Below are 21401 nucleotides of genomic sequence, written 5' to 3'. Positions count from 1 at the left end.
GGTCGTCAGCCGAGCAGGGCGTACACGGTGGAGGCCGTGGCCGCCGGGTCCTCGGCGCCCTCCGGGGTCAGGGTGATGTCGGCGAAGGCCATCCGCTTGCCGAGCTTGGTCACCCGCACGTGGATCAGCACGTCGGCCCCGACCACCGGCCGCTGGAAGCTGGTGGACTGCTGGACGGTGGTCATCGGCCCGTAGGCGCCGCGGGCGGCGGAGATCGCGATGACGGTGGCCGTGTCGGCGGCCGCCATCATGGCCTGCCCCGAGAGACCGCCGCCGTCGCGGGCGAGCTCCTCGGACCAGGGCAGGCGCAGCACGGCGTGCCGCTCGCCGGTCTCCTGGACGGTCAGTCCGAGGGCGAGCACCCAGGGGGCGAAGTTGTCGGTAAGGATCTTGTCTGCGTCTGCCGGTGAGATCGTCACCGGGAGATTGTGGCGGCCCGGCAAGGCCGCCACAATCCCCTTCCGGTCACAGGCCGGCGGCGAGTTCCGTGCCCTGCCGGATGGCCCGCTTGGCGTCGAGCTCGGCGGCCACGTCGGCGCCGCCGATCAGGTGGGCCTCGACACCGGCCGCGCGCAGGGCCTCGTACAGGTCGCGGCGCGGTTCCTGGCCCGTGCACAGGACCACCGTGTCGGCGGGCACGAGGTGCTGTTCGCCGCCGACGGTGATGTGCAGGCCCTGGTCGTCGATGCGGTCGTACGTGGCCCCCGCGACGGAGACGACGCCCCGGTGCTTGAGCTCCGCGCGGTGGATCCAGCCGGTGGTGGTGCCGAGGTCCTTGCCGACCTTGGTGGTCTTGCGCTGCAGGAGGTGGACCTGGCGCGGCGTCGCGGGGCGCTCGGGGGCGGTGAGCCCGCCGGGGCCGGCGTACGTGGTGTCCACGCCCCAGTGGCGGAAGTAGACGTCGGGGTCCTGGGAGGCGCCCTCGCCGCTGTCGGTGAGGAACTCGGCGACGTCGAAGCCGATGCCGCCGGCGCCGACGACGGCGACGCGCTCGCCGACGGGGGCTCCGTCGCGCAGCACGTCGAGGTAGCTGACGACGTTGGCGTGGTCCACGCCTTCGATGTCGGGGGTGCGGGGGGTGACGCCGGTGGCGACGACGACCTCGTCGTAGCCCTGGAGGGTCTCCACGTCGGCGCGGGTGTTCAGGCGGACGTCGACGCCGGACTCCACGAGCTGGGTGCCGAAGTAGCGGATGGTCTCCTCGAACTCCTCCTTGCCGGGGATGCGGCGGGCGACGTCGAGCTGGCCGCCGATGTGGCCGGAGGCCTCGAAGAGGGTGACGGCGTGGCCTCGGCCGGCGGCGGAGACCGAGCAGGCGAGACCGGCGGGACCGGCGCCGACGACCGCGACGCGCTTCCTGGTCCGGGTCGGGGACAGCACGAGCTCGGTCTCGTGGCAGGCGCGCGGGTTGACGAGGCAGCTGGTGATCTTGCCGCTGAAGGTGTGGTCGAGGCAGGCCTGGTTGCAGCCGATGCACGTGTTGATGGTCTCGGAGCGGCCGGCCGCGGCCTTGGCGACGAAGTCGGCGTCGGCGAGGAAGGGGCGGGCCAGGGAGACCAGGTCGGCGCGGCCGTCGGCGAGCAGCTCCTCGGCGATCTCCGGGGTGTTGATGCGGTTGCTGGTGACGAGGGGGACGCTCACCGCGCCCATCAGCCGCTTGGTGACCCAGGTGTAGGCGCCGCGCGGGACGGACGTCGCGATGGTGGGGATGCGGGCCTCGTGCCAGCCGATGCCGGTGTTGATGATGGTGGCGCCGGCCGCCTCGATCTCCTTGGCGAGGTGGACGACCTCGTCGAGGGTGGAGCCGCCGGGGATGAGGTCGAGCATGGAGAGGCGGTAGATCAGGATGAAGTCCTCGCCGACGGCCTCGCGGGTGCGCCGGACGATCTCCAGCGGGAACCGCACGCGGTTCTCGTAGGCGCCGCCCCAGCGGTCGGTGCGCTTGTTCGTCGCGGCGGCGATGAACTCGTTGACCAGGTAGCCCTCGGAGCCCATGATCTCGACGCCGTCGTAGCCGGCGAGCCTGGCGAGGCGGGCGGCGCGGACGAAGTCCTCCACCGTCTGCTCGACCTCGGCGTCGGTGAGCTCGTTCGGGACGAAGGGGCTGATGGGGGCCTGGAGGGCGCTGGGGGCGACCAGGTCCTTGTGGTAGGCGTAGCGGCCGAAGTGGAGGATCTGCATCGCGATCTTCCCGCCCTCGGCGTGCACGGCCTCGGTGATCACCCGGTGCTCGGCGGCCTCGTCCTCGGTGGTGAGGCGGGAGCCCCCCTCGAAGGGGCGGCCGGCGTCGTTCGGGGAGATGCCGCCGGTGACGATCAGGCCGGCGCCGCCGCGGGCGCGCTCGGCGTAGAAGGCGGCGAGCCGCTCGAAGCCGCCCTGGTGCTCTTCGAGACCGGTGTGCATCGAGCCCATGATCACGCGGTTCGGCAGGGTGGTGAAGCCGAGGTCCAGGGGGCTCAGCAGGTGCGGGTACCGGCTCTGGGAACTCATGAGGGGCGCCTCCTCGCGCGGGGGTGATGAACCTGTTCTAGCGAGCGGAGGTCGGTTTTGCAACTAGGTGCATAACCAAAGCGGGCGACCGGGGACCCATCCGCCCCGGTAATCCCGGGGCCCGCCCGCGGGCGGCCCGGAACCCTGTGGCGCAGTTCACCCCGCCCCCGTACCGTCGGCCGGATGACCGACTTCCCCCACGACGAGCCCGACGACGGGCCCACCGGCGAGCCGGACCGCGAACTGGCCCGGCGCTGGCTCGCCGAGGACGGCCTCACCCAAACCGGCCCGGACACGTGGTACGACGCCGAACCGCCCGCGCAGGTCCTCACCACGCAGGACGTGTGCAACGGGCTCGGCTCGATGGCCTTCACCGACGAGAGGCTCGACGTCGCCGGCCGGCTGCGGGTGGCGCTCGGGCTCATGGACCTCCTCGGCTGGCACCCCCTGGTGACCGATCAGATCCACTCCGCGCACCTGGGACCGCTGGGCCCCCTCCCGCCCGACGTCCTGTGGGGCGGGTACCGCCGGCGGCTGGAGGCTCCCGCGGAGTGCGAGGCGATCACCTGCTCGCTCTGGTTCGACTGGTTCGAGTACTTCCCGACCGCGGCCGAGGCGTTCGCCGAAGTCCTGGGCAACGATCGTGAACGGCTGCTGCCGGGCGCCCCCGAACCGCTGCTGCGCCGGGCCCGGCGGGTGCTGGAGCACTCGGGCCCCGTGCCCTGGGACGCCAAGACCGGCACCTACCGCGCGGCCGCCCGGGTGCCCGCCCTGCACCACGCCGTGTTCCGCGCCGTCCTGCGCAGCCACCACGACACCTACGGGAGCGTGGACCCCGCCGAGGGCCTCGCCCTCCTCGACGGCCTGGACCTCCCGCCGGACACCGAGCGCCTCGCCGGGCTGCGCACCGCACTGGCACAGGGCCCCCGGCCCCGGGGCGCCGGGCCGGGGACCACTGCCGGCCGGGTCAGCGACGGTGCAGGCGGACCGTGACGATCTGGAACGGGCGCAGGGTGAGCGGAACCCGGCCCTCGGGGGTGGGGACGCCCACCGCCGCGCCCGCCAGGGGCCGTTCGAGGAGATCGCTCTCCACAGCCGCCGACAGCGGGAAGTCCGCCGTGAGGGTGGCCCGGACGCGGCCTCCGCGGGACTCGTAGAGGCGGACGATCACGTCACCGCTGCGGTCCTCGGCCAGCTTGACCGCCTCGACCACCACCGCGTCCTCGTCCACGGCCACCAGCGGGGCGACCGGGCCCGCACCGCCGACCACCCGCTCGGGCAGGTTCAGCGCGTGGCCCTCGCGGACCGCGTCCCCGATCCCGGCGCCGGGCGCGATCGAGAAGCGCAGGGTGTGGGAGCCCTGGTCGGTCTCGGGATCGGGGTAGCGCGGGGCGCGCAGCAGGGAGAGCCGGACGGTGGTGGTCTGGCCGCCGTCGGCGCGTACGTCCCGGGTCACGTCGTGGCCGTACGTGGAGTCGTTGAGCAGCGCCACCCCCCAGCCGGGCTCCTCCGCGTGGATCCAGCGGTGGGCGCAGATCTCGAACTTGGCCGCCTCCCACGAGGTGTTGGTGTGGGTGGCCCGGTACACGTGCCCGAACTGCGTCTCGGAGGCGGTCCGTTCTGCCTTCACGTCCAGCGGGAAGGCGGCCTTGAGGAACTTCTCCGTCTCGTGCCAGTCCACCTCCGTGACGATGTCGACGGTTGTGGCCCCGGCCCGCAGGGTGATCTGCTGGACCGCCTCCGAGCGGCCGAAGGAGCGGGTCACGCGGACGGTCGCCGACTGCGGGCCGCTCTCCGTCACCTCCAGCCGGTCCAGCTCCACGAGGTCGGTGACCCGGTTGCGGTAGAACTCGTCGATGTCCCAGGCGTCCCACATGTTGGGGAAGTCGGGGTGGATCTGGAGCAGGTTCGCCGCGGACCCCGGGGCGATCGCCTCGCGGCGCGCCTCCAGGTCGTAGACGGAGACGATCAGGCCGCGCCCGTCGATCTCCACCAGCAGCCGTCCGTTGGCCAGGATGTGCCCGCCGCCGTGCCGCTCCTCCACCGTGACCGGCTCCCCCGCCGCGGCCGGGCGGCCCGCCCCGCCGGCCGGGACGCCGCGGCGGGCGTGCGGGGCGCAGTTGAAGACGAGTTCCGCTGTGCCCTGACCCGCCAGCGCCTGCTGCGCGGCGAGGGTGATCCCCTGGAGTTCCTCGCCGACGGCCGCGTACGTCTCGCGCGCCTCGCGGTGCACCCAGGCGATGGACGAGCCCGGGAGGATGTCGTGGAACTGGTGGAGCAGCACCGTCTTCCAGATCCGCTCCAGGTCCTCGTACGGGTACGCGTACCCGGCGACCCGCACGGCGGCCGTCGCCGCCCACAGCTCGGCCTCCCGCAGCAGCGACTCGCTGCGCCGGTTGCCCTGCTTGGTCTTGGCCTGGGAGGTGTAGGTGCCGCGGTGCAGCTCCAGGTAGAGCTCACCGGCCCAGACGGGCGCGTCCGCGTACTCGGCGCGGGCCTTCTCGAAGAAGGCGTCCGGGCGTTCGATCGCGACCCTCGGGGAGCCTTCGAGGTCCCGCTGCCGGCGGGCGCGGGCGAGGTGTTCGCGGGTGGGGCCGCCACCGCCGTCACCCCAGCCGAAGGGGACGAGCGAGCGTGAACCGCGTCCCTTCTCCCGGTAGTTGCGGGCGGCGTGGGCGAGTTGGGCGCCACCGAGGTCGGAGTTGTAGGTGTCGACGGGCGGGAAGTGGGTGAAGACCCGGGTGCCGTCGATGCCCTCCCACCAGAAGGTGTGGTGGGGGAACGCGTTGGTCTGGGACCAGCAGATCTTCTGGGTCAGGAACCACCGGGAGCCGGAGAGTTTGACGATCTGCGGCATCGCGGCGGTGTAGCCGAAGGAGTCGGGGAGCCAGACGTTCTGCGTGTCGATGCCGAACTCGTCGAGGAAGAACTTCTTGCCGTAGAGGAACTGGCGGGCCATGGCCTCGCCGCCGACCATGTTGGTGTCGGACTCCACCCACATGCCGCCGACCGGCACGAACTGCCCGTCCGCGATCTTCTTCTTGATCCGCTCGAAGAGCTCGGGGCGGTACGTCTTGATCCAGTCGAGCTGCTGCGCCTGCGACATCGCGAAGACGAACTCGGGGTGCCGGTCCATCAGGCCGACCATGTTGGAGGCGGTGCGGGAGACCTTGCGGACCGTCTCGCGCAGCGGCCACAGCCAGGCGGAGTCGATGTGGGCGTGGCCGACCGCGCTGATGCGGTGCGCGGAGGCGTTGGCCGGTGCGGCCAGCACCCCGGCCAGGCACCCGCGGGCGGCGGGCGCCGTGCCGGGCACGTCGCCGAGGTCGAGGGCGTCCAGCGCCGCGCCGAGGGCCCGCAGGATCTCGTGCCGGCGGGCGTCCCCGCCGTCGAGCTGGGTCATCAGGTCGTAGAGCACCTCCAGGTCCTGGACCAGTTCCCAGACCTCCGTCTCGAAGACGGTGAGCTCCATCCGGGCGAGCCGGTACAGGGGCTGGTCGCCGCTGGTCGCCAGGTCCCCCTCGTACGTGGCGGCGTGGTCGACCAGCACCGGGTTGGAGGCGGCCTCGACGTACCACTCGACCTGCTCGCCGCCCTCGGCCCGGTCGGCCACGCGCACCCAGTCGTTGTACGGGTTGAGGGCCTTGACCTCGCCGCCGTCGGCCCCGTGGACCAGGCCCTCGCACTGGAACCCGGGCATCATCCGGTCGAAGCCGAGGTCGAGGACGGCCTCGACCGTACGGCCGGCCCAGTCGGCGGGGACCGTACCGGTGACCTTGAACCAGGTGGTGCCCCAGGCCGGGCCCCACGGGTCACCGACCGCGCAGGGTCCGTAGGCCGCGGCGAGTCCTTCGGCCACGGGGACGGGCTCGCCGGGGGCCTCCCAGCGCTCCACGGTCAGCGGGACCGCGCGGGAATGGACGGCGGGTTTGACGCGCTCCTTGAGAACCCGGCGGAGGCGGTGTTCGGTGATGCTGCGGTCGTCATGCATGACTGCTGCTCCAGGGAGGGTGGCCGGTACGGACGTGCCGGTGCGGACGCGTCTCGTGTCTCGGTGCGGAGGTGACTCGGTACGGAGGTGACTCGGTGCGGAGGTCGACTCGGTGCGGGGTGGTTCGGTTTCGGTGCGGGGTGGTTCGGCTTCGGTGCGGACGGGTCCCGGTGGCTCGGGGGCGGGGGGCCGGCTCAGGTCTTGACGGCTCCCTCGCCCACGCCCTTGAAGAAGAAACGCTGGAGGGCGAAGAAGAGCAGCATCATCGGGACGAGCGCGGCCATCGCTCCGGCGGCGACGAGCCGCTGGTCGTTGACGGTGGTGGTGCCGGCCAGCGTCTTCAGGCCGAGCTGGAGGGTGTAGTGGTCGCTGTTCGTCAGGACCAGCAGGGGCCACAGGAAGTCGTCCCAGGCACCCATGAAGCTGGTGATGCAGACGACGGCGAGGGCGCCCTTGGCCGCGGGCAGGAACACCCGGGTGAAGCGGGTCCACTCGCCCGCCCCGTCCAGGACCGCGGCCTCCTCGACCTCGCGGGGCACGGCGAGGAAGGCCGCCCGCATGATCATGATGTTGAGCACGGAGACCGCGCCGGGCAGCCAGACGCCTATGAGGGTGTCGACCAGGCCCATTTCGCGGACGGTCAGGAACATCGAGATCATCACGGACTCGAAGGGGAACATCAGGGTCGCCACCAGCACGGTGAAGACGACCTGTCGGCCCTTCCACGAGGCCCGGGAGAGGGCGTAGCCGCCCATCGCCGCGAAGAGCATGTTCGAGGTGACCGCCAGGGCGGCGACGGTGAGGGTGTTGCCGGCGTACTGCAGCAGCGGGAAGGACTCGGCGACCCGGACGTAGTTGTCGAGGGTGGGCTGCGCGGGCAGCACGCCGTCGTACACGTTCTCGGTACGGCCGCGTACCGAGGTCAGGAACTGCCAGACGATCGGGCCCAGCATGACCACGAGCATCAGCACCAGCGTGGCGTACCGCCCGGCCAGGCCGATCCGGTGGCGTCTGCGGGCGGCGGCGGTGCGCCGGGGCGGCCGCCCGCTCCGGCCTCGGTCGTGGTCGGCGACGTCACCGCTCCGGGCGGGGAACGGGGTGCCGCTCATCGCTCGTCCCCCTTCGACAGGCGGCGGCCCAGCAGGCTGAAGACCAGGGTCAGGAGGAACAGCAGGATGGAGATGGCGGAGGCGTAGCCGGTCTCGCCGGAGAAGCCGAGACCGACCTGGCGGATCAGGAAGGGCAGGGTGCGGGCGCCGCCGCCCGGGCCGCCGCTCTCGCCGCCGAGGATGTAGATCTCGGTGAACACGCGCAGCGCCGAGATGGCGGAGAGGGTGCCGACCAGCAGCATCATCGGCTTCACCTGGGGCACGGTGATGCTGAAGAAGCGGCGGACGGGGCCGGCGCCGTCGATCGCGGCCGCCTCGTGGAGGGTGGCGGGGACGTTTCCGAGGGCCGCCAGGTAGAAGACCATGTAGTAGCCGAGGCCCTTCCAGACGGTCACGATCATCGCGGAGACCAGCAGCATCGCCGAGTCCGTGAGGAACGGGACCGGCTCGGAGACGAGGTGCAGCCTCTGGAAGACGGTGTTGACGAGACCGTCGCTGCGCAGCACCCACTGCCAGATCAGCCCGACGACCACGGCGGAGGCGATCACCGGGGTGTAGAAGACGGAACGGAAGAAGCCGATTCCGGGGACCTTCGCCTGCACGAGGACCGCGAGGGCCAGCGGCAGGAGGACCAGGCAGGGGACGACGACCACGAGGTACAGCACGCTGTTGCCGGTCGCGACCCAGAAGTCGGGGTCGGCGAAGGCACGCCGGTAGTTGTCGAGGCCGACGAAGCCGCCGCCGCGCAGGATCTGGGCGTCGGTGAGGGAGAGGATCACGGTGTTGACGAACGGCCAGATGCTGAACAGCGTCACCATCACGAGGCCGGGCGCGAGGAACAGGTAGGGGGTCCACCACCTGCGGTGGAGCAGTCCGGTCTCGGTCTCCATGGCCCGCAGGGCGCGCCGCCTGCGCGCGGCGGCGCGACGCCGTTCCTGTGCCGCGGCGCGGCTCCGCGTCCGTCCGGCGGCGAGGCCGGTCACTTGTCGGCCGCGGCGGCGAGGAGCTCGTTCGCCGCTTCCTGCGCCTTCCGTACGGCTGTCCGCGGGTCCTGTTCGCCCTTGATGGCCTTCTGCATCTCCCGTACGACGGCGTCGCCGACCTGGTTGGTCCACTGGACGGGGGTGTTGGCGTCGAGCGCGGCGGTCTTCAGCTGGTCGGCGCCGACCGCGCGGGCGAGGGTCTCCGCGTCCTTGCCGTCGCCCTTGTCGGAGAAGAACGGGTCGGCGAGGCCCCGGGCGTTGGACGGGTAGATGGTGGCCTTCCTGGAGAACTCCACCTGGTTGGGGCCGTTGGTGACCCACTTGGCGAACTCGGCCGCCGCGTCGACGTGCTTGGTGTCCTTCCTGATGCCGAGCGACTGGGCGTAGATGCCGATGTGGCCGAGCTCGCCGGTGACGGCCCCGGCGACCTGGGTCTTGGCGTAGATCTGCGGGGCGTTCTGCTTGATGTCCTTGACGAAGCCCGGAGACCCCGGACCGAAGACGAGCTTGCCGCCGCCGTAGAGCTGGTTGATGTCGTCCGACTTGAGCAGGGACTCCTTGGGCATGGCGCCCTTGGCGTAGAGGTCCTTCATGCGCTCCACCCACCGGACGGCCCGGTCCGTGTCGAAGGTGAAGCGCTCCCGCTTCTCGTCGAGGATCGGGATGCCCATCTTCTGCCAGTCCCCGGGCAGCCGGCCCTTGGGGTCGGCCATGAAGGCGGAGTACTGGCCGCCCGATGCGGCGGCGATCCGCTCCGCGTAGTCGAAGAACTGCTCCACTCCGGTCGGCGGCGCGGCCGGATCCAGACCGGCCTTCTCGAAGAGCTCTCTGTTGTAGGTGAGGATCTCCGGGGTCACGTACCAGGGGTACGCGTACACGCTGTCGCCCTTGCCGGGCAGCTTGAACTGCTCCCAGGCGCCCGGCACGTACTCCCCGGCCGACGCGCCGTCGAGGGCGGCCACGTCGGCGAGCATGCCCCGGTCGCCGAGGAGCTGGAAGGAGTCGGTGGAGAGGTTGATCACGTCGGGGAGGGCTCCGGCCTGGGCGTCCGCGACGAGTTTTTCGTTGTAGCCGTCGCCGGGAACGTCCTCCCAGGTGACCTCGACGTCGGGGTACCGCTTCTCGAAGGCGTCGATGACCCCCTGTACGTAGGCCGTGTAGGTGGGCTTCAGCTGGAGGGTCCGGAAGGTGATCCCACCGGCCACCGTGCCCGTCCGCCGGGCTTCCTGCGCGTCGGCGGCTCCGCCGTCCAGGCCGCAGGCGGCGGTCGAGAGGAGGGTTCCCGTCGCCAGCAGGGCGACAGCTAAACGGGTCGGGTTCGAACGGGTCATCGTCGCCGCCTTTGCAGAAGTCCGGCCTCATCGCCGGAGGCGGTGCCCACGGTCGTCCGAAAGCAAGACCTCGTCAATGAGGCAGGAGGACGGCTGGCCGGTGAGGCATTGGTGCGGAATGGCGCGACCCGCCTGAACCCGTCGCGGGAACCTCGATCGTCACTGCGCTGAACTGGACTGATGCGCTTTAGTACAAAGGCGATTGGGGATGGTATCGATTCGATAACGAAGGTGCTTCTGCGTCAGACTTTGACTTCTTGTCGACGGTTCACGCCAGGGCTGCACTAATGCGCTTTATCCGTGCGCCGCGATACGGCTTTATCCGGGGTCTGCGGCGACGGGTACGGAACCGGGTTGTGCGAGCGCCGGAGGTCCGTCTAGATTTCACCTCGAACGGCGTGTAGCTCAGAAGCCAGAGCACCGACCTGCACAGTCGGAGGGCGCAGGGGCAGGACCTGCCACGCCGGCCATGGACAAGAACACCGCAACCCAGCTCCCGGCCCCCGGACTCCCCGCCCCGGGGCTCTCCACCACCGGGCTCTTCGACCACTGCCTCACCGACGAGGGCCTCGCCTGGCTGTGGGCACTGCTCGACAGCGGGCGCTACGAGGTGCGCGCGCCGGAGGAGGCCGCGCTGCTCTGCTTCGCGTGGCTGGTGCGTGCCGGGGAGACCGGTGCGGCGGCCGCCCTCGTCGAGGAGATACGGCCCTTCGCCGGCGAGGTCCGGTTCGCGCCGCACCCCGCGGACCAGCCCGTACCGGGCGCGGACGACGTGCACGTGCGCACCGTCGGCGAGGTCGCCGCAGCGCTCGCGCGCCGCGGGCCCCGTCCCGGCATCGAGGCGCAGCACGAGGCGCTGACCGTCTGGCGGCCGTTCGAGGACGAGCTGCTCGACCACTGGCTGCGCGCAGGCGCGGCAACCGGGCAGGACAGCGGCGAGGGCGCCGCCCTGCTCGCGCGGTACCGGCGGCTGGCCGCCGCGCACACCCGCTGCACCAAGCACCTCGACCCCAAGTCCAACCCGGCCGTCCTGCGCCGCGCGCTGGAGGAGAGGGTCGCCGGGCGCGAACTGACGCCCCGCCTCGCCGGACTGCTGCGCCATGCCGTCGCCTCGATGGTCGCCAGACGGGGCCGGCCGGGCTCCCCCGAACACACCCGGCTGCGCCGGGACCAGGCCCGCCAGGCGGACCGGCCCGCGCACCACGACCTGGCCGCCCTGGTGCTGCGCCGGCTCGCCCCGCTCGACGCGAGCCGGGGGCTGGCGGACGTCGGGCCGCTGATCGGCCCGGTGACCGCCGAGGAGGCCGGGGAGTCCGGGCTGCCGGCCGGCACCGTCGTCCCGGCGTCGGTACGGGCCGCGGTCACCGCGGCCCGCAGCGCGCCCCTGGACACGCTGCTGGAGCACGGGCTGATCCCCTCCGCGGAGGTGCTGGGCGAGGTCGCGGAACAGCTGGTCGCCGCGCACACCGCCCGGGGATACGCCGACGCGTCGCTGCGCACGCTGATGGCGGCGACCTACCGGGCCCGGCGTGGCCGCCGGTACCCGCTGTGGTGGACCCCGGAGCACCATGAGCGGATCACCGGGCTGCCCTGGGTCCGCGCCGTCGCGCCCTGGGCCGCCGACCCGGTGGAGCAGGCCCGTTCGACCCTGCGGATGCTCGGCGAGGCCTGTGTGCGGGCCTTCCCCGGCGCCGGGCTGCCCAACCTGCCCGTACGGGCGCTGTCGGGGCTCGCTCGGCTCGCCGAAGTGCCCGTGCCGTTCGCCGCCGAGCCACTGGCCGACCCGTACGGCGGGACGGCCGACCCCGCCGCCCTCGCGGCCGCGCGGACCGCCGCCGGGCTGCTGCGCGGCACGGTGTACGAGCGCTACCACGGCATCGACTACGCGGCGGTGCGGGGCCTGACGGACGCACAGGACGGCGCCGGCTTCGCCCGGTTGTGCGCCGAGCGCGCCGGGCGAGCCGGGGTTACCGGGCTTCCCGGGCGAACGGGCCCGTTGCCGGTGAGCGACGCGGCGGTCGTCGAACAGGCGCGGATCCTCACCACCTCCAACCTCGCCACCCTGGTCGTGCACGCGGGCGTCACCCCGCGGGGCGGCTGGGACGGTGTGGCCCGGGGCGCGTTCGCCGCCGCGACCGGTCCCGCGGCCACCGGGAAGAGCACCGCGTGCGCCTGGCGGCAGCTGCTGTTCCACCTCGCGCTGTGCGACGCGGACGAGCAGGCGCGCGTACTCACCTGGATCGAGGCGGAAGCCGCCCGGCTGCCCGCCCGCGCCGCCGCGCGGATCGCGGAGCGCCTCGCGGGCCTGCGGCTCGCCGCCGCCGCCGTGCGGTGATCACTTGGGCTTGTTGCGGTAGATGCGTCGGGCCGCCAGGTGGGTGGCGACCGTCTCGCCCCGCCACAGCTTCCGGTCTCCGTCCATCTCGTCCGGAGCGGGCCACCGGCCACGGCTGATGTCCGATCGGATGCTGTCGGGCTGCAGACCGGATGCCTCTGCGATCTCGACGACCGTGTACCGGCGGGACGGTTCGAGCGCGGTGGCTTCCCTGGTGTGGTGCTCGCCGAAGAACCGGGCGATGGCCGCCGGGTCGAACTCGATGGTCCTGCCGCGCCTGCCGATCGCGGCCGGCCATCCGGGGTGCCGGCCCCATCGGGGGTTCTCCGAAAGGTAGCGGGCGCTCATGCCGTAGTGCTCGGCTATCTCGGCGTACGTGACGCCCGCACGGCCTTCGGGAGGTACGGGGCCGCCGTTCGCCGCACGGGGGGCGGCGCCGGCCGACCGGGTCCGCGCGCCGGCGGGCGGCTCCGGCGGGACCGGGCCCGGGCCGCCCTCCCCGACGGTGAGGACGACCGTACGGCCGTCCGGGTCGGTCAGCGTGTGCCGGCCCGGCGGCAGGAACCCGGCGCCGTTCGGCGGGGCCGTGAGGCCGAGGCGCAAGTACCCGCTCTCCGGGCGGCTCGTGGCCGGGTAGAGCTCCAGGACGCCGCCGTCGGCGAGCGTCGCCGCGTAGTGCTCCGGCCCGTTGCCGTGGCGCTCCTGCACGAGGTCGAGGCCGATGCCCCGGTAGAAGTCGCGGCAGGCGTCGAGCCGGGTCGTGTAGATCACGGCGAGTTCGAGGATCATGCTGGCGCTCCCGGTATGCGACGACGGCGGACCGACGGCCGACGCCCCGGGTCCGTTCCTCGCAACGGAGTGACCGGCTGGGGCACTTGGCCACCGGACAGGTAGGCGGCCACCCCGAACACCTCGCCCCGGGCGCCCACTTGACCCTTTCTCCCGCCCGGCGCGACACGCGCCGACGGGGTAGGTCATCTTAAATTCCTACCACGTCTGCGTACGCTGTCCCCATGACCGACACCATCCCTGCCGACCAGCAGGTGCACGATGACCTGCGCATCTTGACGATCGAGTACCTGAGCGCGGTCCGGTCGCGCCTTGCCCGGATCGAGTCCCCCGTCGCGCGGGAACGGGCCGCCCGGCTGTTCACCGATCAGCTGCTGCCCGCTGTGGCGAAGACGGTCAAGGACATACGCACCGCAGCCGTGGGAGAGCTGCGTCAGGGGCGCACCCTCAGGGAAGTGTCGGAACTGATAGGGCTGTCCGTACCCCGGGTCGACCAACTGCTCAAGGGCAAGTGAGGATCGCGCACCTATGGTGCGCGCGCCGGGGCGGCGTCCGGCACGGTCACTTCATGGGGTACTTGGCCTTCTCCGCGAGCTTGCCGTCCTTGAAGCAGAAGCGGAGCACGGTCTCTTCGCCGTTCTCGGGCGCCCCCGTGGACACGTACCAGGAGCAGGTGCTGCCCTCGGGCTCGGCCGGTCCGCCCTCCTTGAGGGCGCCCTTGACGAAGCTGTCGCCGGACGGGAGCTTGCCGCGGACCTCGCTCTCCGCGTCCCCGGTCTTCACGGCCTCGTAGACAGCGGGATCGACCAGGGTCTTGTCGGCCATGTCGAGGACCTTCCCCATCCCGAAGACCACGGCGACGAGCAGGCCCACGCCCAGTACCAGCGCCACCGCGCACCCGATCAGACAACCCTTGCGCTGAGCCACGCCCGTTCCTCCATGTCGTTCGCGTCCGGCGGCGGTCGCCTGGACACTCGCACTCTCGCAAGGGGCGGGGGCGGCGGGCTGTCCTCGAAAGTCGCCACTCGTCGCAACGATCGTCGTTCGAGGTCGGACCCACTGCTGCGTGTATACAGGGAGGAGACCGACTATCCGGGCGAAGCGAGAGGAACCACCATGAGTGAGCCCACCACCGAGCCTCTGATCGTCGTCGGCGTGGACGGGTCGAACCACTCCAAGGAGGCACTGCGCTGGGCGGTCGCGCAGGCCGCGATGACGGGCGGCCGGGTGCACGCCGTCATGGCCTGGGAGTGGAACCGCAATCCGTTCGCCATCAACCCGACGGCCGCCGAGACCGCCGACGCGCAGGCGGTGACGGCCGAGGAGGCAGCCCGCCGCAAGCTGGCGGACACGGTGGCCGCGGCCGTCGGCACCTCGCCCGGCGTACCGGTGTTCCGTCGCGTCGAGCAGGGGTCCCCGGCGCAGGTCCTGGTCGACGCCTCGAAGGAGGCGGACCTGACGGTGGTCGGCACCCGCGGGTACGGGGGTTTCAAGGGTGCGCTGCTGGGGTCGGTGAGCCAGCAGGTCGTGCAGTACTCCGCCGGCACGGTCGTGATCGTCCGCGAGGGCGCGGACGAGAACGACTGACGTCCGCCGCACCCGCCTCCGTCCGTCGTCCTCGTACCCAGGAACACCCACCGGGGCCCGCGCGCGGACCGACCCAGGCCCCGGCGGGCTCGAACGGCTTCCTGCGCAAGGGACTTCGGGCACGGCCCCGCCGCCGTCCGCCGCCTGCCACGCCCCGTCCGGTCCGGCGGGCGCGACGGTGGGGCCGGCCTCGGATCAGCTCGGGTCCGGCCAGCCCCGCGACAGCGCGAGGCGGCCGGACCGGAGGGCCTCACGCCGTTCGGCGACCCATTGTTCGACCTGGTCCGCGGAGTCCGCGACGGACTGGTCCGTCGTGTCGATCACGTGGGTGGACCATCGCCGGTCCCCGGCCGTCCATCCGGTCCACTGGTGCCAGGCCATCTCACGCCAGCTGTCGTCGATGATGACGTCGGGCCGGTACCGGGGGTCCCGGGCGTGCCCGCGGTGCCAGTCGCCCCACCCGACGAAGGCGTCGACCGCCGACGGGGCCCACCGGCCCGGGTCGCGGTGGACGAGTCTCCGGCGCCGGATCTCGTCGGACACGTCGACGAGGCAGACCGCGATGCCGTCCAGCAGTGGCGCCGAAGGCGCCGCCAGGACCTCTCCGAGCGGGGACTGGCCGGTCAGCAGGAGATCGAGTCCTCGGTCCTGGTACTCCAGGGCGCGGCGCACCCACATCTCGGTCATGCGGTTGCGCCATCGGCGGTCGGCGCCTTCCGGCACGCCGAGTTCGTCGCCGTCGTGCACGACGGCGTTCCGAAGGCGTGCACCCACGGAGCAGGCGAGCGTGGTCTTGCCCGAGCAGCTGGAGCCGGTCAGTGTGAACAGCATCCCTCAAGGGTGGCAAGAAGGAGGACCCTCCCCCCACTTGTTTTCCCGCGGCCACCGTCACCGCCGGGGCCGGTGCGGCCTGCCGACGACACCGCGCTGAGCCGTCGCCGGGGTTCCGCAGCCCGTCCCCGACCGCTCAGGGAGCGTGGCTGCGCCCACCGGCCCGGATGCCGACCGGTTCCATCAGGTCCCGGGGGTCCGTGTTGGCACCGCAGAGGACGACGGCGACCCGCTCGCCCAGTGGCTCGGGCGCGGTGCGCAGTGCCGCCGCGGCGGTGGCCGCGCCCGCCTCGACCACGATCCGGTGCTCCTCCCAGAGCGCCCGCCGGGCGGCCGTGATCTCCGTGTCGGGCACGAGGACCGACGTCACGTTCTCCTCCCGAGCGGCGGCGAGCGCGTCCGCCGAGACCCGGGTGGCCCCCAGGGAGTCGGCCGCGACGGATTCCACGGTCACGTCCACGACCCGTCCCGCGGCCAGGGCCGCGTTCAGGGCCCGGCAGTTCTCCGGCTCCGCCGCGACCACCCGTACGCCGTGTTCGCGCGCGGCCGTGGCGACCCCGGCGAACAGTCCGCCGCCGCCGACCGCGACGACCACCGTGTCCAGCCCGGGCAGGGCCGCCCGGATCTCCTCCAGCAGGGTCCCGGCGCCCGCCGCGATCAGCGGGTGGTCGTAGGCGTGGCTGCTCAGTGCCCCGCTCTCCGCGGCGAACTCCTCACAGGCGGCCAGCGCCTGGGCGTACCGGTCGCCGACGAGCCGCACCTCGGCCCCGTATCCGCGCAGCCGTTCCACCTTCACCCGCGGGGCGTTGGCGGGCAGGAACACGGTCGCGGGCACGGACAGGGCGCGGGCCGCCCAGGCACAGGCGAGCCCGGCGTTGCCGCCGGAGGCGATGGTGACCCCGGCGGCGGGGAGTGCGCCGGCCTCGTGGTGGGCGGCGAGGAAGTTGCGGGCGCCGCGCGCCTTGAAGGAGCCGGTGTGCTGGAGGTATTCGAGCGCGTACCAGACGCCCGGTCCGGCCGCGGCCACCGTGACGGGGCGTATCCCGCCCGCGATCCGGTCGGCGGCGGAGCGGACGGCCTCGTGGTCGAGCTGCTGGGCCGGTGCTGCGTGCATGGGCGGTCTCCCCGTCAGGTGCGGTCGGCGGGCCGGTCGGGCCGGGCGGATTCGATCAGCTGGCGCAGGGCCCCGTAGTAGACCTCGTGGTCCGTCAGGGCGGGCAGTACGTCGGGCAGCGCGCCCGCGAGCACGGGGAACTCCGCGGGATCCAGCGCGGCCAGGGCCGCCCGTGAGGCGGCGGTGGCCGCGCCCGGATCCCGGTGGTCGACGAAGGCCGCGCTGCCCAGGGTGAGCAGGTACATCCGGCGGTAGACGGTCATCGCCTCGGCGGCGGTCATTCCGGCGGCCACGCTGTCGGCGAGCGCGGGCTCCACGAGCCCGGCCAGCAGCCTGCGCCCGAGCCAGGGCCGGCTGCCGCGCAGCACGAGCAGTCCCGGGTGCGCGGTGAGCAGCCGGTACAGAGCGCGGAACCGCTGTTCGGTGGCCTCGGCCCAGTCCGTGCCGGCGGGGATCCGCGGGAGCTGCCCGGCGAGGTGCTCGGTGCACAGGTCGAGCAGGCCGGCGAGGTCGGTGCAGCGGCGCTGCACCGTGGCGTGGGAGACCTCCAGCCGGTCGGCGAGGGCGCGGAAACTCAGGTGGCCGGGCCCCTGCTCGTCGAGGATCCGCAGGGCGGCGACGGCGATGGCCTCCGGGGTCGCACGGTCCAGGGCGGCTGATCTTCGCGGCATAAGATACATCGTAACATACGACGTATCTACACGTTCGTGTGACGTCGGTTGCAGCCATATTGCTGGTCATCAGCCGACAATCAGCGACTTGTGTTGACAGTGGGTAGTCGCCTCGCTGCACTGGGCCCACGACTGCCCCCACGTCAAGGAGACTCCGTGCCGCCTCGCCTGCGTGCAACGCTCCCCTGCCTGACCGCGGCCGCCCTGTTCGCCCTCGCGCTCTCCTCCGCCCCGGTCGCGGCCGAGCCCCGGGCGACCGCGGACACCCCGCTCGCGCTCACCCCGCCCATGGGCTGGAACAACTGGGCGCACTACATGTGCGACATCGACGAGGCCAAGGTCGTGGCCAACGCCGACGCGCTCGTGTCCACCGGGCTCGCCGCCAAGGGCTACGACACGGTGACCGTCGACGACTGCTGGATGACCAAGAGCCGCGACGCGCAGGGCAGTCTGGTCGTCGACACGGCGAAGTTCCCGCACGGCATGGCCTGGCTCGGCGCGTACCTGCACGCCAAGGGCCTGAAGTTCGGCATCTACCAGGACGCGGGCTCCCTCACCTGCGAGAAGTACCCGGGCAGTGGCGCGCCCCAGGGCGGCGGCGCGGACCACTACGCGCAGGACGCCCGGCAGTTCGCCTCCTGGAAGGTGGACTACGTCAAGATGGACGGCTGCAACCTCTGGGTCCCGGAGGGCACGACCAAGGAGCAGGCCTACCGCGACGCCTACAACTCCGTCGCCAACGCCCTGCGGGAGAGCGGCCGGGACATGGTCCTCTCGGCCTCCGCACCCGCCTACTTCCAGCAGGGCGAATGGGGCGGCTCCGACTGGCACAAGGTCCTCGGCTGGGTCGGCGAGACCGGCCAGCTGTGGCGCGAGGGCAAGGACATCAAGGTCTACAACCCGGCCGCACCCGCCACCTCGCGGTGGAGCGCGGTGCTGGGCAACTACGGATACAACCGCTGGCTCGGCCGGTACGCGGGCCCCGGCAACTGGAACGACCCCGACTTCCTGATCGCGGGCGCCCCCGGGCTCACGGCCGCCGAGAGCCGCAGCCAGGTCGCCCTGTGGGCCATGATGGCGTCGCCCTTCATCCTGTCGTCGGACGTCTCGAAGCTGACCCCGGCGGGCCTCACGGCGCTCGGCAACACCCGGATGATCGAGCTGGACCAGGACCCGATGGGCCGTCAGGGCTCCGTGGTCTCCTCCAACGCCACCTTCGAGATCCTGGTGCGGCCGCTCGCGAACGGCGACCGCGCCGTGGCCGTGCTCAACCGCTCCGCCGCCACCCGCGACATCAACGTGCCGCTCGACGAGATCGGCCTGGCCGACTGCACCGCAGGGGCCCGGGACCTGTGGAGCGGCACGAGCCGCGAGGTCACCGAGAAGCTGACCGGGAAGGTCGCCGGGCACGACACCGGGGTCTGGCGGCTCAGCCCGCGCGGCTGCGCCGAGGCCGTGCCGACCGGGCAGATCGTCGGTGACGGCGCCCGCTGTGCCGACGGCGCCAACACCACCGGCGTCGGCGCCGTGGTGATGGCCGCCTGCACCGGAGCCCCCGACCAGCGCTGGACCGTGGCCAAGGACGCGACCCTGCGGCTGGCCGGCGAGTGCCTGTCGGCGGGCGAGGACCGCATCGTGGAGCTGGCCGACTGCGCGGACCGCCCGCAGGAGCAGCCCGGTCAGAGCTGGTCGCAGCGCCGCGACGGAACCCTCGTCGAGGAGGTCAGCGGGATGTGCCTGACGGCTCCCGCGGCCGCCGCGCCGTCCGAACGGCTGCGGCTGGCCGACTGCGGCGACCACCGGGTCGACCAGGCCTGGGCCCTGCCGGTCTGACGGCCGGGCGACGAACGCATGAGGAACCCGACGCATCGCGGGGGGCGCCGGACGAGGAGCCGGCGCCCGCTCGCCCTCACCGCCCTTCCGGCGGCGCTGCTGGCACTGGTCTGCGCGGGGCCCGCGCCCGGGGCCACCGCCCCGGGCGCGGGGACGCCCGTACGTTCCGCCGTGACGACCGAAGCGCGCACGGCGCGCACCTTCGACGCCGGGCCCGCGCGGGAGGCCCTGCGGCGGCTGCTCCCGCGCCACTGGGGGCAGTTCACCCTGGTGCCCGACGCGACCGCCGGCCCCGACACCTTCACCGTGTCCGGCACCGCCGGCGCGGTCACCGTGCGCGGCAGCACCGGGGCCACCCTGCTCACCGGGGTCGGCTGGTACCTCCAGCACGTCGCCGGGGTCGACATCGGCTGGCCCGGCGACAGCATCGGCATGCTGCCGGGCCGGCTGCCCGCGGTCCCCGCCCCGGTCACCCGCAGCGCACAGGTCCCGCACCGGTACGCGCTGAACGACACCGACGACGGGTACTCCGGCCCGTACCGCTCCTTCAAGGAGCACCAGCGGCAGATCGACCTGCTCGCCCTGCACGGCATCAACGAGGTGTTCGTGCAGGTCGGCGCCGAGTACCCGTACTACCGGGCGCTCCAGGGGTTCGGCTACTCCGCCGGGGAACTGCGGCAGTGGATCCCCGGCCCCGGCCACCAGAGCTGGTGGCTGCTGCAGAACCTGAGCGGTTTCGGCGGCCCCGTCACCGAGCGGCTGATGCGCGAACGCGCCGAACTGGGCGGGCGGATCGCCGAGCAGCTGCGCGGGCTCGGCATGACCCCGGTCCTCCCGGGCTACTTCGGCACCGTGCCGCCCGGCTTCGCCGCGCGCAACCCCGGTGCGGCGACGGTGGCCCAGGGCGACTGGGCGGGCTTCGACCGCCCGGACTGGCTGGACCCCGCCTCGCCGGTGTTCGGGAGACTGGCCGCCGCGTACTACGCCGAGCAGCAAGCGGTGTTCGGGGACAGCACGATGTACCGGATGAGCCCGCTGCACGAGGGCGGGCAGACCGGCTCCGTCGACGTCGCCGCCGCCGCGGGCGCCATCCAGGGCGCCCTGCACGCCGCCCACCCGGGTGCGCTGTGGGCGGTGCTGGGCTGGCAGGACGACCCCACCGCGGAACTGCTGGCCGGGGTGGACACCTCGAAGCTGCTGATCCTGGACGGGCTCTCCGACCGGTACAACCGGCTCGACCGCGAGTCCCGCTGGGGCGGGACCCCGTACGCGATGGGCACCATCTACAACTTCGGCGGGCACACGACGATCGGCGCGAACAGCTCCGTGTGGATCGAACGGTTCGGCCCCTGGCGGGACAAGGCGAACAGCGCGCTGGCCGGGATCGCCTACCTCCCCGAGGCCACCGGGACCAACCCGGCCGCCTTCGACCTCTTCACCGACCTGGCCTGGGAGCGCGGGCCGATCGACCAGCGCAGGTGGTTCGCCGACTTCGCGGCCCGCCGCTACGGCCGCCCGGACGCCGCCGCGGCCGCCGCCTGGGAGGAGCTCCGCACGGGGCCGTACAGCACCTCGTCGGGGCTGTGGTCGGAGTCCCAGGACAGCCTGTTCACCGCCCGGCCGAGCCTGACGGCGGCGGGTGCGGCCTACTGGAGTCCGCGGTCCATGCGCTATCCGGCCGGTTCGGTGCGCAGGGCCCTGGACCACCTGCTGAAGGTGGATCCGGCGCTGCGCGGCTCCAGTGCCTACCGCTTCGATCTGGTGGACACCGCCCGGCAGGCCCTCGCCAACCACTCGCGGGTGCTGCTCCCGCAGATCAAGGCGGCCTACGAGGCCAAGGACCTGACCCGCTTCCGGGCCCTGACGGCCGCATGGCAGGACGCCGAGCGGAAGCTGGACGCGGTCACCGGTTCCGACCCGGCCTTCCTCCTCGGCAGCTGGCTCTCCGGGGCCCGCTCCCGGGGCGCGGACCGGGCCGAGCAGGACCGGTACGAGTACGACGCCCGCTCGCTGCTCAGCGTGTGGGGCCTCCGCAGCACCAGCGAGGGCGGCTTCCTGCACGACTACGCGAACCGCGAGTGGAGCGGCCTGGTATCGGAGCTGTACGCACCCCGCTGGGCGCGCTACTTCGCCTCGCTGGACGAGGCGCTGGTGACGGGGGCCGCACCACGGGAGATCGACTGGCACGCCTTCGAGGCGCAGTGGGCGGCGCGCACCACCCGCCATCCGGACCGGCCGGCCGGCGACCCGTACCGGCTCGCCGCGCAGATCGCCGCCGCCCTGCCCCCGTCGGCCGTCCGCTGACCCGCGCCTGCTGACCCGCGCCCGCTGCCCGCC

General features: G+C 72.9%; 17 protein-coding genes and 1 tRNA gene. 7 read left to right on the top strand and 11 right to left on the bottom strand.

Annotation, left to right across the window (positions count from 1 at the left end; all coding sequences use genetic code 11):
* Positions 1-5: 5 nt before the first annotated feature.
* Together DEJ51_RS28935 and DEJ51_RS28930 are read right to left on the bottom strand one after the other, a co-directional pair.
* On the bottom strand, positions 6-419 hold the full coding sequence (locus DEJ51_RS28935) for a PaaI family thioesterase (protein WP_150260502.1): 414 nt from the start codon (positions 417-419) through the stop codon (positions 6-8).
* 46 nt (positions 420-465) lie between these two features.
* Positions 466-2490 carry an NADPH-dependent 2,4-dienoyl-CoA reductase gene (locus tag DEJ51_RS28930; RefSeq protein ID WP_150260501.1) on the bottom strand — a complete coding sequence of 675 codons (2025 nt, stop codon included), beginning with the start codon at positions 2488-2490 and terminating at the stop codon, positions 466-468.
* Between the two features lie 183 nt (positions 2491-2673).
* Between DEJ51_RS28930 and DEJ51_RS28925 the strand changes: the two genes are divergently transcribed.
* Complete coding sequence (locus DEJ51_RS28925) at positions 2674-3483, top strand: hypothetical protein (protein ID WP_190620716.1); 810 nt, start codon at positions 2674-2676, stop codon at positions 3481-3483.
* On the opposite strand, the gene DEJ51_RS28920 is transcribed toward DEJ51_RS28925, so the two are convergent.
* The 4 genes from DEJ51_RS28920 to DEJ51_RS28905 form a co-directional block, all read right to left on the bottom strand.
* The gene (locus tag DEJ51_RS28920; protein WP_150260500.1) at positions 3458-6481 is read right to left on the bottom strand and encodes an alpha-mannosidase; all 3024 of its coding nucleotides are present in this window, start codon (positions 6479-6481) and stop codon (positions 3458-3460) included. The genes DEJ51_RS28925 and DEJ51_RS28920 overlap by 26 nt on opposite strands.
* Positions 6482-6675: 194 nt before the next feature.
* A complete protein-coding gene (locus tag DEJ51_RS28915; RefSeq protein WP_223836009.1) occupies positions 6676-7590 on the bottom strand; it encodes a carbohydrate ABC transporter permease in 915 nt (304 codons plus the stop codon).
* Positions 7587-8480: a carbohydrate ABC transporter permease gene (locus DEJ51_RS28910; RefSeq protein WP_190620714.1), complete on the bottom strand. Its 894-nt coding sequence runs from the start codon at positions 8478-8480 to the stop codon at positions 7587-7589. Before DEJ51_RS28910 ends, DEJ51_RS28915 begins: the two co-directional genes overlap by 4 nt.
* Positions 8481-8569: 89 nt before the next feature.
* A complete protein-coding gene (locus DEJ51_RS28905) occupies positions 8570-9904 on the bottom strand; it encodes an ABC transporter substrate-binding protein (protein WP_150260499.1) in 1335 nt (444 codons plus the stop codon).
* A 394-nt stretch (positions 9905-10298) separates the two neighbouring features.
* Here DEJ51_RS28905 and DEJ51_RS28900 point away from each other — a divergent pair.
* Positions 10299-10374: transfer RNA gene (locus tag DEJ51_RS28900), tRNA-Cys, on the top strand.
* On the top strand, positions 10374-12239 hold the full coding sequence (locus DEJ51_RS28895; RefSeq protein WP_150260498.1) for a hypothetical protein: 1866 nt from the start codon (positions 10374-10376) through the stop codon (positions 12237-12239). Before DEJ51_RS28900 ends, DEJ51_RS28895 begins: the two co-directional genes overlap by 1 nt.
* On the opposite strand, the gene DEJ51_RS35770 is transcribed toward DEJ51_RS28895, so the two are convergent.
* Positions 12240-13028 carry a hypothetical protein gene (locus DEJ51_RS35770; protein ID WP_317852427.1) on the bottom strand — a complete coding sequence of 263 codons (789 nt, stop codon included), beginning with the start codon at positions 13026-13028 and terminating at the stop codon, positions 12240-12242.
* Positions 13029-13252: 224 nt separating this feature from the next.
* On the opposite strand from DEJ51_RS35770, the gene DEJ51_RS28885 reads away from it, so the two are divergent.
* Positions 13253-13543 (top strand): hypothetical protein, encoded by a 291-nt coding sequence (locus DEJ51_RS28885; protein ID WP_150260497.1) that lies wholly within the window; start codon positions 13253-13255, stop codon positions 13541-13543.
* Positions 13544-13589: 46 nt separating this feature from the next.
* Here DEJ51_RS28885 and DEJ51_RS28880 read toward each other — a convergent pair whose 3' ends face one another.
* Entirely contained in the window at positions 13590-13955 is a 366-nt protein-coding gene (locus tag DEJ51_RS28880; protein ID WP_150260496.1) for a hypothetical protein, read from the bottom strand.
* A gap of 189 nt (positions 13956-14144) precedes the next feature.
* On the opposite strand from DEJ51_RS28880, the gene DEJ51_RS28875 reads away from it, so the two are divergent.
* Complete coding sequence (locus tag DEJ51_RS28875) at positions 14145-14615, top strand: universal stress protein (RefSeq protein WP_150260495.1); 471 nt, start codon at positions 14145-14147, stop codon at positions 14613-14615.
* Between the two features lie 195 nt (positions 14616-14810).
* Here DEJ51_RS28875 and DEJ51_RS28870 read toward each other — a convergent pair whose 3' ends face one another.
* From DEJ51_RS28870 to DEJ51_RS28860, 3 genes are all read right to left on the bottom strand, one after another.
* Positions 14811-15446, bottom strand: a complete 636-nt coding sequence (locus DEJ51_RS28870; RefSeq protein WP_150260494.1) for a hypothetical protein — start codon at positions 15444-15446, stop codon at positions 14811-14813.
* 136 nt (positions 15447-15582) lie between these two features.
* On the bottom strand, positions 15583-16560 hold the full coding sequence (locus DEJ51_RS28865; protein WP_150260493.1) for a serine/threonine dehydratase: 978 nt from the start codon (positions 16558-16560) through the stop codon (positions 15583-15585).
* Between the two features lie 14 nt (positions 16561-16574).
* On the bottom strand, positions 16575-17231 hold the full coding sequence (locus DEJ51_RS28860; RefSeq protein WP_150260492.1) for a TetR/AcrR family transcriptional regulator: 657 nt from the start codon (positions 17229-17231) through the stop codon (positions 16575-16577).
* A gap of 156 nt (positions 17232-17387) precedes the next feature.
* On the opposite strand from DEJ51_RS28860, the gene DEJ51_RS28855 reads away from it, so the two are divergent.
* Positions 17388-19064 (top strand): ricin-type beta-trefoil lectin domain protein, encoded by a 1677-nt coding sequence (locus tag DEJ51_RS28855; protein WP_223836008.1) that lies wholly within the window; start codon positions 17388-17390, stop codon positions 19062-19064.
* Between the two features lie 18 nt (positions 19065-19082).
* The gene (locus tag DEJ51_RS28850; protein WP_150260491.1) at positions 19083-21368 is read left to right on the top strand and encodes an alpha-N-acetylglucosaminidase TIM-barrel domain-containing protein; all 2286 of its coding nucleotides are present in this window, start codon (positions 19083-19085) and stop codon (positions 21366-21368) included.
* The last annotated feature ends 33 nt before the right edge of the window (positions 21369-21401 follow it).

It is taken from the genome of Streptomyces venezuelae, from assembly GCF_008642275.1.
In the GTDB taxonomy this organism is placed as follows: Bacteria; Actinomycetota; Actinomycetes; order Streptomycetales; family Streptomycetaceae; genus Streptomyces; species Streptomyces venezuelae_E.
The sequence above is the reverse complement of the archived record's forward strand: the minus strand, read 5'-3'. Positions and strand labels throughout refer to the sequence as shown.